Origin of the sequence: Sulfolobus islandicus Y.N.15.51 (genome assembly GCF_000022485.1) — an archaeon.
GTDB lineage: Archaea > Thermoproteota > Thermoprotei_A > Sulfolobales > Sulfolobaceae > Saccharolobus > Saccharolobus islandicus.
In genome coordinates this window covers 1,944,991-1,960,790 of sequence record NC_012623.1, presented here as the reverse complement: position 1 = coordinate 1,960,790, position 15,800 = coordinate 1,944,991, and the positions used below count along the sequence as shown (strand labels likewise).

The 15,800-nt window shown below is 36.5% G+C and carries 8 protein-coding genes and 4 pseudogenes; 5 read left to right on the top strand and 7 right to left on the bottom strand.

What is annotated here, in order from left to right:
- Positions 1-2: 2 nt before the first annotated feature.
- Positions 3-3,134 (bottom strand): molybdopterin-dependent oxidoreductase, encoded by a 3,132-nt coding sequence (locus YN1551_RS10680; RefSeq protein WP_238526227.1) that lies wholly within the window; start codon positions 3,132-3,134, stop codon positions 3-5.
- 296 nt (positions 3,135-3,430) lie between these two features.
- On the opposite strand from YN1551_RS10680, the gene YN1551_RS10675 reads away from it, so the two are divergent.
- The 3 genes from YN1551_RS10675 to YN1551_RS10665 all read left to right on the top strand — a co-directional run bounded on the left by YN1551_RS10675 (position 3,431) and on the right by YN1551_RS10665 (position 7,861).
- The gene (locus YN1551_RS10675; RefSeq protein ID WP_012715645.1) at positions 3,431-5,317 is read left to right on the top strand and encodes a 4Fe-4S binding protein; all 1,887 of its coding nucleotides are present in this window, start codon (positions 3,431-3,433) and stop codon (positions 5,315-5,317) included.
- Positions 5,318-5,339: 22 nt separating this feature from the next.
- Positions 5,340-6,233 (top strand): DUF973 family protein, encoded by an 894-nt coding sequence (locus YN1551_RS10670; protein WP_010923483.1) that lies wholly within the window; start codon positions 5,340-5,342, stop codon positions 6,231-6,233.
- 128 nt (positions 6,234-6,361) lie between these two features.
- Positions 6,362-7,861, top strand: a complete 1,500-nt coding sequence (locus YN1551_RS10665) for a hypothetical protein (RefSeq protein ID WP_012717789.1) — start codon at positions 6,362-6,364, stop codon at positions 7,859-7,861.
- Between the two features lie 291 nt (positions 7,862-8,152).
- Here the strand turns inward: YN1551_RS10665 and YN1551_RS10655 are convergent.
- The 5 genes and pseudogenes from YN1551_RS10655 to YN1551_RS10635 all read right to left on the bottom strand — a co-directional run bounded on the left by YN1551_RS10655 (position 8,153) and on the right by YN1551_RS10635 (position 13,016).
- Positions 8,153-9,098: pseudogene (locus YN1551_RS10655) on the bottom strand (IS110 family RNA-guided transposase).
- A 277-nt stretch (positions 9,099-9,375) separates the two neighbouring features.
- A complete protein-coding gene (locus tag YN1551_RS10650; protein ID WP_012717787.1) occupies positions 9,376-10,227 on the bottom strand; it encodes a hypothetical protein in 852 nt (283 codons plus the stop codon).
- Positions 10,228-10,407: 180 nt separating this feature from the next.
- Positions 10,408-11,337 (bottom strand): hypothetical protein, encoded by a 930-nt coding sequence (locus YN1551_RS10645; protein WP_409349256.1) that lies wholly within the window; start codon positions 11,335-11,337, stop codon positions 10,408-10,410.
- Positions 11,338-11,502: 165 nt separating this feature from the next.
- Positions 11,503-12,431: pseudogene (locus YN1551_RS10640) on the bottom strand (IS5/IS1182 family transposase).
- A 291-nt stretch (positions 12,432-12,722) separates the two neighbouring features.
- Positions 12,723-13,016, bottom strand: a complete 294-nt coding sequence (locus tag YN1551_RS10635; protein WP_187146894.1) for an ATP-binding protein — start codon at positions 13,014-13,016, stop codon at positions 12,723-12,725.
- Positions 13,017-13,434: 418 nt separating this feature from the next.
- On the opposite strand from YN1551_RS10635, the pseudogene YN1551_RS10630 reads away from it, so the two are divergent.
- Positions 13,435-13,868: pseudogene (locus YN1551_RS10630) on the top strand (IS607 family transposase); the annotation flags it as partial.
- A gap of 46 nt (positions 13,869-13,914) precedes the next feature.
- Here YN1551_RS10630 and YN1551_RS16060 read toward each other — a convergent pair.
- A pseudogene (locus YN1551_RS16060) lies at positions 13,915-14,340 on the bottom strand (transposase); the annotation flags it as partial.
- A gap of 355 nt (positions 14,341-14,695) precedes the next feature.
- On the opposite strand from YN1551_RS16060, the gene YN1551_RS10620 reads away from it, so the two are divergent.
- Positions 14,696-15,757, top strand: coding sequence for an IS110 family RNA-guided transposase (locus YN1551_RS10620; protein WP_012717783.1), 1,062 nt, complete (start codon positions 14,696-14,698; stop codon positions 15,755-15,757).
- Positions 15,758-15,800: the final 43 nt, after the last annotated feature.

Genomic DNA, 15,800 nt, shown 5'->3' with positions numbered 1-15,800 from the left:
GATCACCCTAATGTGGAAACATTACCGTATGAGACGTATTGTTGCCAATCATTTTGAGAAGCGGAATTGTTAGGAGTGGTAACTTTAGCCTGCTGTGAAGGTAATGTGTCTGGAGTTTGCACACTTGCCAATTGTGTTGCAGCTTGAATCTCATCAGACGTCGCTTTTCTAACCCTAACAGTGAATTGCTCATTCATGTGATAACCACCTAAAGGATTTCTACCTGGTGCCCACATTACTGATACTGGCTGATTGCCAAACTCGTTTACAGCTTTGGTTGCAGTAGTTAATGCTGGGTTCCTTTGACCAAAAGGCTCTGGTACTCCTATTGTATCTGGTCTTATCCACTGAGTCAAATGGGCCCTAACAATTAGTTTAGGTATGCTACCATCTGGGTTTGGTAATTTCCATCTTTCGATAGCGATCCAATCTCCTTCGTTAATTCCTAATTGTGCTGCAGTAGTTGGATTTATCCAAGCCCTCATTAAGATATCTTTATGATAACTATTAGAAGTAATAGCCATCAACAGCGGATTGTCAGCGCTAGACGTGTAAGCGAATTGTGGGATCTTATACTCTATGAAGAAGAGTTCTGGTGGTGTTGGTTTAAACGTTGGATAGTTATATGGTGTTGGTGGTGAGAGATAAACGCCATCTTCAACTGCATAACCTCCATTCCAATTTGGTGGTATTTCAGCTATTATTGGATCCCATACTGGGTCATATCCATAATTCTGTATAACGTAATAGTATAATATAGTTGAATATATCTCAATTCTACCAGTTGGAGTTGCAGCTGGTAAGTCCCATGGTATTCTTTCATGGTTTGCAAAATAATCATCAACAGTCTTAATTACAATCACACCATTATTTCTTAAGGTTTGCAATATTTGCTCTTTAGGCATGTTTAGTTCCTCTGACAATACGCTAAGTTGAGCCTCTCTCCACGCTTTAGCTGTGAAACTACCCCATGGTGGATAACCGTTATTCTTCATTAAATATTGTTGATAATTGGGCATCTCTTGTTGTATAACTGACTTTAATATATCTAAAGGTACCCCAGCGAACCTAGCCATCCATTGTATATAGGCGTCTCCAGCTTGTGGATTTAACATGTACGCAAACATTATGAATAAATCCAAACCATTTGCGGTATTAGGCCATAACACTGGTATTGTTTGCCATCTGCCCCTAATTGCCCTATCCATGGCTGGGCCATCATCCCAGAAGAATTCATCTCTTTCTAGATAAGTTACATCCGGTAAAATCACATCTGCATATAAACTAGCCTCTGTCGGTAGTATATCTATCATAATGTAGAATGTGGTCTCCAACACTTGTTTATACTCATCCCATTTGAAGTTAAATGGTGAACCTCCATAGGACATTGCAACTTTAGGTTTATAGGGTTGGCCATTCCAAGTAACTTGTCCCTTAATTGCGGCATATGATCCCGATTCTTCAAATAACGTATAAGCTCCAGCTGGTTTCTTCCCTTGTTGCTTTAGAACTTGATTATAGGCATAGCTAAGTGCTGGAACACCAGTTATCCAGAATGAAGGGTTGTTATAAACATATATGATAGGAAACATGGCGAAGAAAGCTCCTGGTAATTCATTGACTGGTAGTTGTTCCAATACCTCAGGCCTTTGTAATAATATACCAGGCTTCGTCTTCCCACTACTGACCATGTTATTATAAGCATTTACCACTTTCTTAATACCTTCTCTATAAACTGCAGAGTACACCCAACCTCCTCTAATGTCTATGTTACCAGTTAACGCCATTATAGTTGCGTAAGCTTTTCTAAATTGTACAGCTTGATCGTTGAAGAAACCTTTTAACCCGGTAATTATCGTCATTGGTTTCATTGTTGCAATTCTAAATGCTAACTCTTGAAGTTGTGATAGGGGAACGTCTGCAACTTGAGCCGCGTATTCGAGCGTATAATTACTAACTTTTTGTGCTAGGAATTGGAATACTGTTTGTACTTGTTTACCATTATAAGTTAAACCTTGAGGAGCGTTTAATGCTGGCTTGATAAAATTACCATTAACGTCGTATTTATTAGTATTTGTAAACGGTGGTACCTCTATAATTTGCCCACTTATCTCATCGTAAACGTAATATGCCTTTACAGTACCATCATCATAATCTTCCTCTAGTAATTTAACAACATCGTTTTCTTTATAGGCTAAGAAGGGAGCATTAGTGTAATACCTTACAAACTCGTCATCATAATAGTTATTTTGGATTAAGTAGTTAATAATAGCCATGGCAATATAAAGATCAGAACCAGGTTTTGCTGGAATCCATAGATTAGCCTTAGATGCGGCTTCAGACATCCTGGGATCGATTGCTATAACATACGCACCGTTTTCTATACCTTTTGCATACCTTATTGCCCTATTTACGAATATTCCTGCAGGGATTCCACTGGTACCCCACGCAACTATTAAAGAAGAATACGTCATATCATCCATCATATCAGTGGCATGTAGATCGAATCCACCTATTACGAAACCTATTGGCACTTGATCACTAAATAAGCACGTTTGCATCGGAGTACCATTTATATTAGGTATTTGTGTACCTAGAGTAAACGGAATGAAATAGGGCTTATAATTTGCACATGGTATTCCACCACCAATTAAAAGGAATTCGTATGGTTGTGGATTCAATTGTTTTATGTTCTGCATTATGTAATTAATTGCCTCCTCCCAAGTGGCCTCTCTAAAACTCCAAGTACCTTTTGGACCAGTTCTAATTAGTGGTGTCTTAAGCCTATCTACATTGTAAGTTCTGAAAATCCCAGCTCTTCCTCTAGGGCAAACTTTACCCTCATTTAGAGGTGAAAGGGGATTACCATCGATTTCGAGAGCTCTCATATAACCATTTTTATATTCAGTTTCCACTAAAATGTCACAAGTTGACGAACAAAACGCGCATATACTGGGTACATAGGAATACTGCCAACCCGGTTGTAACTCTTCATCATTTACGGCATCCCGTGTGACGAATATGTTAAAATTATATTTTGATGCAAAATAACCAAGCCCCATTACAAGACCGGCTGCGGCAGAAGCTTTCAAGAAGTCCCTTCTATTCAGTCTAAGACCTTTATTTTCTACCATTATGTTACTATCGTAGTTCATACTTAAAAATTTTTAGAAAAAATGAGAAAAACGATAATTACAATAATTAAATAAGACCATTAGATCGAAAATTCTTAAAAAATTGAATTATCCATATAAATTAAATTTCATATAAAAGATTAAATTGATCAGACGTCATTAATGTAGGAAATTTAATTCATACATTAGATTTATTTTGATGCTAAATTGCTTAAAAGTGAAAAATAGTACTATAATATTATTTTTCCAATGTTATTTCAAGTAAAACTTAAATTTTTGAAACTTGAATAGACCATATGGAATATGAGACTATACTCAAGTTGTTCTCTCTTGTTTACATTATTATAATGATGACAATTGATTTTTGGATATTTGGTTTGATTTTAAGAAGAGAATACGTAAGGGTTAAGGGTTTGTTAATAATTCTTTCGATAGTATTGATGATGGGTTTGGAAAGTTTAGCGTTAGCTCAGCTTAATGTATTACTTTTCATATCTGGAATGCTTCTAGTATTGATACCTCTGTTTATATCATTCCTAATAAAGGACCATAGTATTAACGTTAATAGAAATTGGAAATATGGGTTATTATTATCATCGGTTATAGTTTTCGATGAGTTAGCAATGGGTTATCTTTATGGTAATTACTTCACTCCCTTACCTAATCCTTTACTTACCGCGATTAATAATCCAGCCTATGGTGCCATGATGTTAGGTGATGCGATTTTCTTCCTCTATATATTGAGGAGAAGAAGCATTATGGAGTTCGCTATAACCACATTTGCCATTTCCATGGCTTTCATGCCCTCCCTTTATTTGATGGATAGAATGCTTGAGTTCATAATGTCAATTTTGACCTCACTTTTTATGATAGTAAACATCGTGTTGTTATACTTAACAGAAATGAGAATGTTAACATTTCAAGGACAATTAGTTGCGATCTCTCTATCCTTGTTCAATCTCCTAATGATGCTCGGTTTAACCTTTTTTGCTTCACTTAGCAACTTATATTTCCTTACCCTATCTATGATTGCGTCAATGGTTTGGTACTTCTTTTTGATATTTTACAATGTTCCTGCTAAGAAAATCTCACCTAAACCTTTCCTCTTCCTTGTATTAGTAAACTTAACGGAATTGGCAATGGGTTTTGGAGAGAGTGTATTAGGGTTTAATCTGACTAACTCACTCTTCGTTAATACGATGAACTGCGAGATGATGATAGGTTCACATATGATGAGATCGCCTTTCAATAATCCGTTTTGGTGGTTATTCCCAATTAATCCTTTAACAATGATTACTATGACAATAATGAAGTACAATTTACTTGGTAAACTAGTGATGGTACCATTCATGACTATAATGACAACTACCATGGCCCCATTTTACGTAATAATGATGGGCGCTGAGATGAGTTATTTAGTTTATGAGAGGTTTAAGAAAGTTAAGACAAGATATTTAAAGGCGTGGACTTTAGGTATTCTAACCGGGATACCAATATTCGTAGTTTTGATCCCTTACTATACAAACTATTATATTTTCGGAATGAGTGGTATGATATTTCCCGTGACTTTAGCACCTTTCGTAATTTCCCTAGTCGTTATTGCATTATTTTCAACATTATTTGGCAGGGGTGTTTATTGTAACCTTGTTTGTATGTCCGCTCACATGTGGTCTAATGTGTTCTATGAACAATTTTCAGCTAAGAAAAACAGCAAGTTTTGGGACTATTTGAGGTGGATTTTTCTCGTGCCATTGATCATCGCATTTTACCTTTTCGTGATGATGGGTTTAGGGAAAATTAAGCTTCCTATTAATCCCTTAGACTTTTACGGTATGTTTACGTTAAACTACATATGGTGGTTCTTTTACTTTTTAACTCCAATTTTTGGAATATATTCATGTGCTAGGCAAGGCTGGTGTGGTTTCGGCACTTTCAATGGAATATTTAACAAGGTGTTGTTTAAGATTAGGGCCAAAGACGTTAACACTTGCAAAGAATGCGTTAGTAAGGAATGTGATACTTCTTGCCCAGTTAAGATACCTATTAGTAACGATATTTTGAAAAAAGGTTATTCTAATAGGATAAGTTGTATTGTATGTGCTAGGTGTGTCGATGCTTGTGACAATGTTGAAATTGTTAATGTTGTAACTATTCTGAAAAATAGAGAAAGTAAAAGTTTTTAAATTAGTAATTAGAATATCTTATATGTCACAACAGAATACGGAATTGGAAGGAATAGGAAAATTAAGGAGCGGCTCCCTCTTTATGATACTTGCCGTGTTACTTGCCGCAATAGGAATTCTAGTAATTATATCTGCAGGTATGCTCGGTGGTATGTTTTCCGCTGCGAGCGGTAACGTTAGCGGAGTAATCGCCAGTGGTATTGGCCTTTTAGTAGGAATTGCTATAGTAATACTAATTGGCGCTATTATAGGGCTAATAGGTATATTGAGAATAAGGAGTGGTTTCGGTATTTTGAAAAGCCTAGGTAGAGATGTAGGAATAGGTGAAATTGGAACTACCCTCTATCTAGTGGGACTAATTATTATCATTATTGGAGCATTGCTTACAATTGTATTGATAGGATTCCCAATATTGATTTTAGGAGAAATAATAGCGCTGATTGGTGGGATATTAATTGGTATAGGGTTTTACAAGGTTGGTGAAATATATAATGAGGGATTAGTTAAGATTGGTGGGATATTAATAGTAATACCCATAGATCTTATTAATTTCGTCGGCTTTATTTTGGCATATGTAGGTCTAGGTAAAGTAAGACCGTTACCAACTGTTGCACAGCAACCTTTAGTTCCCCAAGTTTATCAAGTGGGTCAAGGGACTATAAGGAATAATGGCTATGCTTATATTACATTATACTCATCAACCCCAGCTAGCATTATATCTGCGAAAATTGAGGGTGCGAATATTATGTCAAGTGCAATAAATCCTACTGTATTGCAAATCGGTAATAATGAGGTAACAATATTCTTTGGAAACGTTCAATCATTAGCTCCAAATACTACTTACATTATAACACTAACGATAAACATTGGAGGGAATATAATTAACATATCTACAACAGCCGTTTATCAACCATAATTTAATAAATAAGTGGAATTTTTAATTTTTTACGTAATGAATTCCTGATACAAATCCCTTTAGCCAATCTCTTTCAATATGATATTTGGATAAAGCTTATTAAATCAGCACATGAAATTGCTATAGCCATGAGACCTAAAATGTTACTCTTAATTCCTATACTCCTTTCCCTACCAACACTTGCTCTTGCTGCTAACTCTTCATCACCTTCACTCTACGTAATGTATCAACAATATTCATCAACACTCCAGATTACCCCATCTCATATAACGTACAAATACTCGTCAAGTTTTTATAACACTACAACGTCCTCAACCAATGACGAGAGGACAATAAAATACAATAGTAACTCATTTAATGTAAATGTAGGTCCCTTAACTAATTATACGGGAAAAGTAAGCGTAAATGTAAGCCCGTTCAGTATAAGTATTACATCACAAATACCGCAATTAGCTAGAGTGTTACTAATTGAACCAAGGTTAATAGAAGAGGTAGTATGGGCTGGTTTTACAAATACTACAACCACGGTGAAGGGACTGACGTATTTTAACAATACTGCAACTCTAGTATTACAGTTCCTAAATGGTAGTAATTTCGCCAATATAACATTTACAATATCACACACTCAAACAACGTATCATAAGGCGTTAACGCTATTATTACATAAGGTTAACTTAACGATGACTGGAGAATATCAGCTTACTTTAACTATACAAGGAACACAACCGCAGAGGTATAGTAAGATGGAGTTCAATTATGAAGGGATAAGGGCTCAAGCACCTTACAATACTTCAATAGCCTATTATAATGGGACCTACGTTCCCGCAATGATATGGAGTAGTAAAGCCAGTGGACTTTTGGCTACTGAGCTTACGAATTTACAAGGTATTGTGGAGTTCACTGATATTGAATTCTTTGGTGTAAATGGTAGTGTTGTAGGATCTCTGGATAATACTTTCTCCTCAATCTACTTTACTCATCAAGGTTTTATATTAAACATAACGTATAATAGTTTAAATTCTAGAATAAAAATTGTTATTAATCCAAATGCAGAGTACGCTAAAGCCTCAGTAGCTACTACTGTCTTAGTCAACGGAAATCCTGCAGTTGTAGTTATTACTGATCAAGGAGTAGAGAGTACTGCAACTGTTAACTTATACCACAAGGTTATGGTATTTGGCCCAACAACCCTAATTTACGTTAATACTACATCCAGTGGAGCATATATTACCATATTCCCTAATGGATCTTACGAGTATGTAAGCCAAGTAGAGCCTAGTGTTACAGTTTCAAATATTACTTTAGGAGGAAAAACCTATACTACACAGATCGTTAACATTAACAATAGTTCAAATTACGTGATATTTAACGTTAGTATGGCAAAGAATGAGACGTTTGCCGTTTTTAAACAAGGTAGTAATGGAATGGTTGAATTGAATCCAAATAATTATTTTATCTATAACGGAAAGATTGTGGTGTTTGACGATCCTTCAATGACTTATTACATAGTATATGGATATCAACCATCTTCTCAGTCATTTAGTATCTCCAGTAATCTACTTCTTCCCATAATTATTGCGATAGTATTTATAGTAGTTGTAGCGATATTAGCATTAAGGAGAAGATAATTTTTATTTCCTATTTATTATGAATTTTAGTCATAACAGATTTGGATCGTATTTAAAGATTTGGGATTACATCTCTCATCTGGTGGGCAGTCGAGTGGATCAGAGATCCACTCCCATTCGAATAGGGGACTTTCATCCATAACGTCTAGTCCCTTAAAGGGAAGAGATACTAGATACTCCTCCCACAGTCCCATTAAGCCCTCAATCGAGCTGGGGAGCTTCCGGTATAAAAACCTTTCCATGAAAAATCGAGCATAGTCCACACTACTTACGCAAGTGATGAAACCTGCTTTACTCACTAGCATCAAAGGGCTTATTATAATACAGCACAGCCCAAGTAATAACAGCCAATTTCCTTGCACAAGCAGTAATCAACTTCTTACCCTTTAACCTACCCTTGTGCTCCTCATAAAAACGCTTGATAACAGGATTAACCTTGATGGCAGTCAAAGCTGCAAGATAGAAAGCCCTCCTCAAAACAGCGTCACCCCTCTTGGATATACCCCTTGAGACAACACTCTTACCACTAGACTCAACAACTGGGTCAAGACCACAATAAGCAACAAACCTCTTCTTATCACTAAAACGCCTAACATCACCAACCCTAGCCAAAATAATACAACCCAAGGTTTTACCAATACCAGGAATAGTGAAAATCAAACTATCCTTGGGAACAAAATCCTCAAGCTCCTTCTCAATCTCCCTCTTCCTAGTTTTAAGCCTCTCAAGCTCCTCCAAAAGAAACCTCAGCCAAGACAACACTATCCCCACCCCTCAAAACCTCCTCCAAGTTTTTCTTAGACAAACTATCCCTATAGCCTAAAAGTACCAAATCCCTCCTCAACCTATTCTTAACCCTAGCAATACTCCTAGTAACAAAATCCCACTGGCTAGTCAACTCCCTAGCATCACTTGTTGTAAACCCACTACCCATACTTACAACTATTTCTGCTAGCTTTTTAGCATCATTCTTATCACTCTTCTTACCCCTAAAATCCTTGAACTTCTTGAGTATGAAGGGATTAATGATCCTAACATCATACTCGCCCATCAAGTACTTTGCTAGGTTAACGTGGTAAACTCCAGTACTCTCAATACCCACTTTGCAACCACTAGGCAAGATCTTCCTTATCTCCTCAAACCCTTGCCTATCATTAGTAAACTCGTAGAGTTTACCTTGAAAATACACGATTAATTTATCTTTTGATACATCTATTCCTGCAACTGGGGCCTCCATGTATACTCACCCTTATGTTTTATTCGGGCTTTTTGCCCAACTTCCGGTCCGAATTGGAGGAGGCCAAGCTCCCCATCGGGCTTTAAGCCCAAGGAGCGTCACGGCCTACACCCCAGTCAGATCTGTATTACTCAGATCTGACTAATATGTTTTATATAAGGAGCATCATTAACATCACTAAAAGAATTTCAGAAAAAAGGATTATTTAAATATAAGGGGGCTATCCATCCCCGCTGGCGAGGCTTTCCGCCCCTTAACCTCCAATTTTTGTAAAGCATTAAGCTAATGTATACAAGGTATCAATTAGATCCTCCATCTTCACTGAATACACTTCCATCTTACCTTGTCCTTTGGCGGAAATTATCAGAGATAATGCCTCAAAACTCGCTTTTACATTACTATCGGATCTGCAAATCGCCCTTTTCATGTCCTTATTTTGAACTATAATGTTACAATTTACTTTACCAAAGTTTACCTTAATGAGACCTAAATCTAGCTGAGATACCATCTCGTTAATCTTACTTAATATACTAGTAGCATCTCCACTGAACTCAAATAATGGTGTTAGCGATAATCCTTGTGTCGTTTTTTCTTTATCAGTTTCTTTATTAGTTAAACTCCTAATAATGTCTCCATATAATGATGGGAAATATACTCTTACGTAAGTTGCGAAATGGTCTTCTACTATATGCTTTGCGAAATCAACGGCTGACTTTCCTAACATTTTATCTAATAGCGAATCGTTATACTTTACATTCGTCGCAACGTATAGCCTTGTCTGAGTATCTCCTAAACTTTTTGGCATAAATTCTATTGTAAACTCCAATTTTCCATCATCAGACATACCAGAATATTTTATGCTTTCCATGGTAACTTTCGGCCCATTGAAAATCCCCTCAGTGTATTTGAAGTCTTTATTGGTTCTCAATAATATGTACAGAGCTATGAACTCGTCTGTGGGTGCTGATAATTCCCTAATTCTATCTCCCATGATATACTCATCCTTTTGTTTATCCTTAAATTTTAAAATGGAAATATGTCCACTAACTCCACTAATAAACAGAGGATCCATAAGGAATTTTCTCACGATCCAACTAGGGGAATTTAATGTCAATTCTGTGCTGTACATTCATGGTCATCACAACTTCTTAATATGTCTATTTAAATCTTTTCCGGTTTAGTTTTCGACTTATTTTTAATTTTTATAGAAAGTTTATCGATAAGCTATATAGAGTCTTTTTCGATAGGTAGATATATATTGTTGGGAATTTATACATTTCTACCGATCTCAAATATTATGATTTTTAAATTAATATAATATAAGAAATATTATAGCAATTATTGTACTAATAGGTGTTAATATTAAGGTGGATTTCACTATGATTTCTGTGCCAAAACCATAAACTCTAGCCCAAACCACGTTTGTTATTGCTGGAGCCATAATCGCTGTTACCATAACTTGCTCGATAATTATCTTGGAAGTGATACCTAGAGAAATTAAGATAAGAAATATTAGGATTGGGCTAATAAGAATTCTTGATATATAAATTATCATGTAAGGCTTTGACGTAACATCTTTAATCCTCATTTCACCAATTACTCTTCTTATTTGATAACCGAATTCATAAAGTACTATTAAGATGAGAATCAAATTTATTGTATTAACGATGTCAACGTTTATAACTGAGCCTACAACATAATGTAAACTACCACCTATTAGAAAAGTTATTACAGGGAGATATCTTGAAAGATTTGTTCTTATTATTGAATTATTTGTAGTATTGTGTATCACGCTTATACCCTTGTTTAAATACGTAAAAATTATCATCACTATCGGTAGCCTTAATGTAGCCATCGCCACTGCAACCGTTGCAGAGATTTCATAATTCCCCCTAAACGCTAGGAGTATTGAGAAAGGTAAATTAATTGTATTCATGAAGATTGAGTTTATTAAAACAGACCCTCTACTAAATGGTTCGATTTCTCTGGTTAAGTATAAAACTATCGCAAACATTAAGAAATTATAAATTACAGAGGTTAGGAAAATCTTAGCGTCACTTACCTCAAAACCCCTCTGAAGATATGTGACGAGAAATATCAAAGGTAAGTTTATCCAGTTGTTTACAAAACTTACTATTCTCACGGATAACCTATTGTGAAGGAAATACCCTAAAATTGCTGACAACACTAGAAAGAGGCCTTGAGAGAGTGTCCAGAATGCAAATAATTCAATAAATATAATGTGATAGAAAAACAATATTATAACTAGTTGAGAATAGAAGTCAATTATATCTTTCAATATGAGGGAAGATTAATATTTTATTGTAATATAAAATAACTTATAGTTGAGAAAAAATGAATTTCAAACATACCCCATATTATTCTAGTTAACCCTAGCCTAGGGTTAACTAGAGAGTTTGACAAATTCCTCTTGCGGAACTTTTGCTAACACGGAAGTGTAAATCAAGGAATTGTAAATTATTCCAATAACGTAAACAAAAACCTCAACCATATCCTTGTTAATAGCGTAAGGTCTCCAATACCTCTTCAAGAAAATACCAAAGAATTCAACATAACGTCTAAAACTAGAAAAACCAATTATCCAAGTTGAGGGCATTCCCAAGAAACCCCTATCAACAACCTTATAACCACTCATACCAAAACCAACCTTATTATCGGGAAAGTTTGCAAACTCAACTTGAATTGCGTGAAGAATCATGGTTGGGGAAATAGCATATAAAACCTTGAAGCCGAAGAAACTCCTACCCTCTTCTTCGCAAACTCACCCTTAAATCTACGATGAATCTTAGCCCTCATATAGTAGTAAATTAAGTTTGCTGCTTCCCTAAACTTTCCTTGTCTCAAGTTGAGTTCTAGCTTTTTCTTTAATGTCTCCTTGTTTCTCTTTCCGAAGGGTACTTCGATTATGTTGGAATCTATTGCCCAGAGTTTGTTAACTTTGCCGTATAAGGCACTACTTGGCAAGTAGTTTTCTAGTTTGCTTAGCTTTTCCTCAAGTTCTTTTGCGTATTCCTTGAATGCTTTCTTTATTTCTCCCCTAAGTTTCTTTGCCCTTCTGTGGTTTTCGGATTTTGACTTGCGTTCTCCTAGAAACCATCTTACTACAATGTCCGTGTAATAGTATGCTTCTACATCTCTGTAGGAGCATTGCCATATCATCATGACGATGAGTACTCTAAGTATGTATAGGTCTAGTGATGATAGTGCTTTTGAGGTGATTAGTATGTAGTGCATTTTCAAAAGAGTTTTATGCCTTGATGATAGTTTATCATAGGGGACCGGGAGATTGTAGTATTCTATCCAAGGTTTCATATCTCCCAATCCTTGTACTACGTCTTCCCGGTCCCCTTTAAGTATTACTCAAGATTTTACTCCAAGTGAAAATTCAAAATTTCTCAAGAGTTTATGCTTTCTTTTGAGTTATTATCTATAAACTTATACATAGATTTATTGAATTATTTACACTTGGGATGCTCTCTTGAGGAATTAAAGAGAGTTATTGTTAATCAAAGGGAAATTATAGAGGAGAAGAGGAATTTAATTTCACCTTAGGTCGTTACACGATATAAAGGTGAGATTACTTTCTTACTCTTGTCTACCTAATCAGCTCAATAAAAACTTATATAAGGGGATGAGTTTTATCTTCTTACCCTCCCTTTCCTCTTCGCTCTCAATATCGTAAGTGATCACTATTAACTCCTTAGTTCTTAACATTTCCTCAGCCTTTAGAAGAGATCTTATCTCCCTCTCTTCGATCTTATCTGAAGTGTAAGTCACTTGCAGCAGACGTGAGTTAATTTCGTCATAAAAATCTATTTCGAAGTCCTTACCTTTAACGTAATATAGCCCTTTTAATTGGTTATCTCTGAACAGCTTTAAAGCAACTAAATTCTCCATAACCCTCCCCCTATCCTTAGCCCTCAGAGCTACTCTCGAAATTATGCATTGGTCTACTACATATACTTTCTTATTAAACGTCAGCCTCTCCCTAGGCTTTTCACCGTACCTAGGCCTAAATGCCGTTGTCAATAGTTTCCGATAACCGTAAAGTTTATGTTATTTGATATCATTTAGCATTCCTAACTATCTTTTCACGAAGTTTATAAACTTTTATGTTAACGTTAGAATAGAGAGCACCACCATGAACTCTATGAGCAATGTGAGAGGGAGGAAGATGCTCAATGAAACCCCCATATCCTCGAAGGGAGTGGTTTGACTACCGCTCCCGTAGACGGTACGGGGAGGGAAATAAGGGCTGAATCCTTTCTCACGTTAATAGAAATCTTTTTATATTTATTTATTATCAACCAATTTTGTGGAGAGACTACTGAGACCTAAGGAGGCTTGCCAACTACTCAGCATTTCATACTCAACACTCCTACGGTGGATTAGAGAAGGAAAAATAAGGGCAGTAACGACTGAAGGAGGGAAGTATAGGATACCTTACAGCGAGATTAAGAAGTACTTAGAGAAGAGGGAAGAGACGAGGGCTGTAATTTACGCAAGAGTTTCGTCAGCAGACCAGAGAGAAGACTTGGAAAGACAAATAACTACCTAACAAATTACGCAACGGCAAAGGGTTACAAGGTAGTTGAAGTACTGAAAGATATTGCAAGCGGGTTGAACACACAAAGAAAAGGATTGCTTAAGTTATTCAAACTTGTTGAGGGAAGGAGTGTCGACATCGTATTAATAACATACAAAGATAGGTTAACAAGGTTCGGTTTCGAGTACATTGAAGAGTTCTTTTGGGGCTACTGGGTATAGTTATGTGAGAAAATATGTAAGCAGAAGGTTAAAAGTCTTCATCAAGACTCACCTGGAACCTTGAAGCGTGGAGTTGTTTGAGATGATATGAGTAATGCCTTATCACCGACATGGGCCTGAACTTCCAACGCGAATTACTTTCATGGATCGAAACGTAGAGATAGACCTCCAAGGAGCGAAGAGAGGGAAAGTAACCTCCGAGCTCCTCCTCAAACCTAGCCAGGGTCGAGTTGAAACTCTCCGACGTGTTATTAGTGTAGAGGTAGTGTCTAATCTCCCTGGGGAAGTTGAGAAAGGAACAATACTTGTCAGCAGCGTCAAGAAGCCTCTTGGCTCGGGCTGGAGAAAAGGGTTGGACAAGTTGGCTGAGGGACAATATAGCCTTCCTTCCCTCCTCCACGTTCCTGGAGGACTTTAGATCCCTAACTCTAATCATTAGTTCCTCCTTGTCCTGTAGACCCAAAATCTTATTACTAAAAATAATTTTTATTTGTTATTAGTAATTCATGTGAATTTAATGTAATTAGATAATTGATTTTACAGTATCTTTTAGAAATTTTTAAGTGTTGTATTAGATCTTTTATATTTCTGAAAGTAAACTGAGGAATATTATTATAACATTAGAGAATGACAAGGACACGAATAATGAAATCAGCTTTATTTGTATCAATTATTTAATATATTTATTCTTACTACTCTTGATTATGAGTATAATAAAATATATTCTTTTATTTATTAAGAAAAAATATGAGGTTTAATGTTGAATTTATATTTGTAATATGATTTTGGGTCTACCGGACTGGGGAAACATGGTCGACGTGAGTTCTGAAGCAAAGTCTTCGGGTAGTGGCGTGACAAACCCCTACCATCGGACTGAACATTGTGATAAAATTCACGCATATAGGTGTGATAAAGAGGTAGGGGTAATAGGGATAGATGTATCAAAGGACCATTTAATAACTAGCAGGGGGAGGGTGAGAAGATACGAGAACAAAAAGGAGGATTATGAGGAAATCCTCAAGATGAAACCTTGCGTAATAGTCCTAGAGCCTACCGGAGTATACGCAATAAGGCCTTCACAATACTTCAAGGAGAGAGGGGTAAGAGTACTACAAGTCAGCCCAAACGTGTTATCAAGGGAAAAGGAGTTTAGGGGAAAGAAAACAGATTTTTACGACGCAGAAAAATTAGAAAACATGGTCGACAAGGCTAAGGAGTACGATTACAACCCCTTAAAGGAATTAGTAACACTCTACCTCTTCCTAAAGGACATAGAGACGAAATACAAGAACAGGCTAAAGAGAGCACTATTCCTAGTAAGCGATAACGATAAGGTAAGCAAGGACAGGTTGGAAAAACTTGCGAAAGGAGATTTCACACAGGAAGAGCTCTACCAACTTGAATACACCCCCTTAGTACTTGAGGAAATCAAAATCCTGGCTAAAAACCTCCTAGAAACGCAAGAGAGGTTGAAGGAGGTTAGGAGGATGATTGAGGGGCAAGTCCCTCAAGACCACGTCCTATTAACGATACCAGGTGTTGGGAGGCTTGCAGCTGGTATTGTTGGTGATGTTAAGCGTTTTCCTAAGCCTGAGTCCTTTGTTGCTTATTGCGGTTTAGATCCCGTAGTTGAGAGGAGTGGAAAGGCTGTGGTAAGTAGGGGGATTTCCAAGAGGGGTAATAAGTACTTGCGTAGCTTGTTCTACTTTTTAGCAATGAGGAATTACTCTAGGAACCCAACCTCATTGAAGTTTTATGAAACACACAAGGATAGGTTGAAAGGTAGGAAGTTGTATGTTGCTTTGGCTAGGAAGTTGGCAAGGGTTGTTTGGAGTGTTTGGTATAATAATAAGCCTTATGAGCCTAAATAGGTGAATCCCTCTCCCGAATCGTCACGTGGGTTGAAAGGACCCA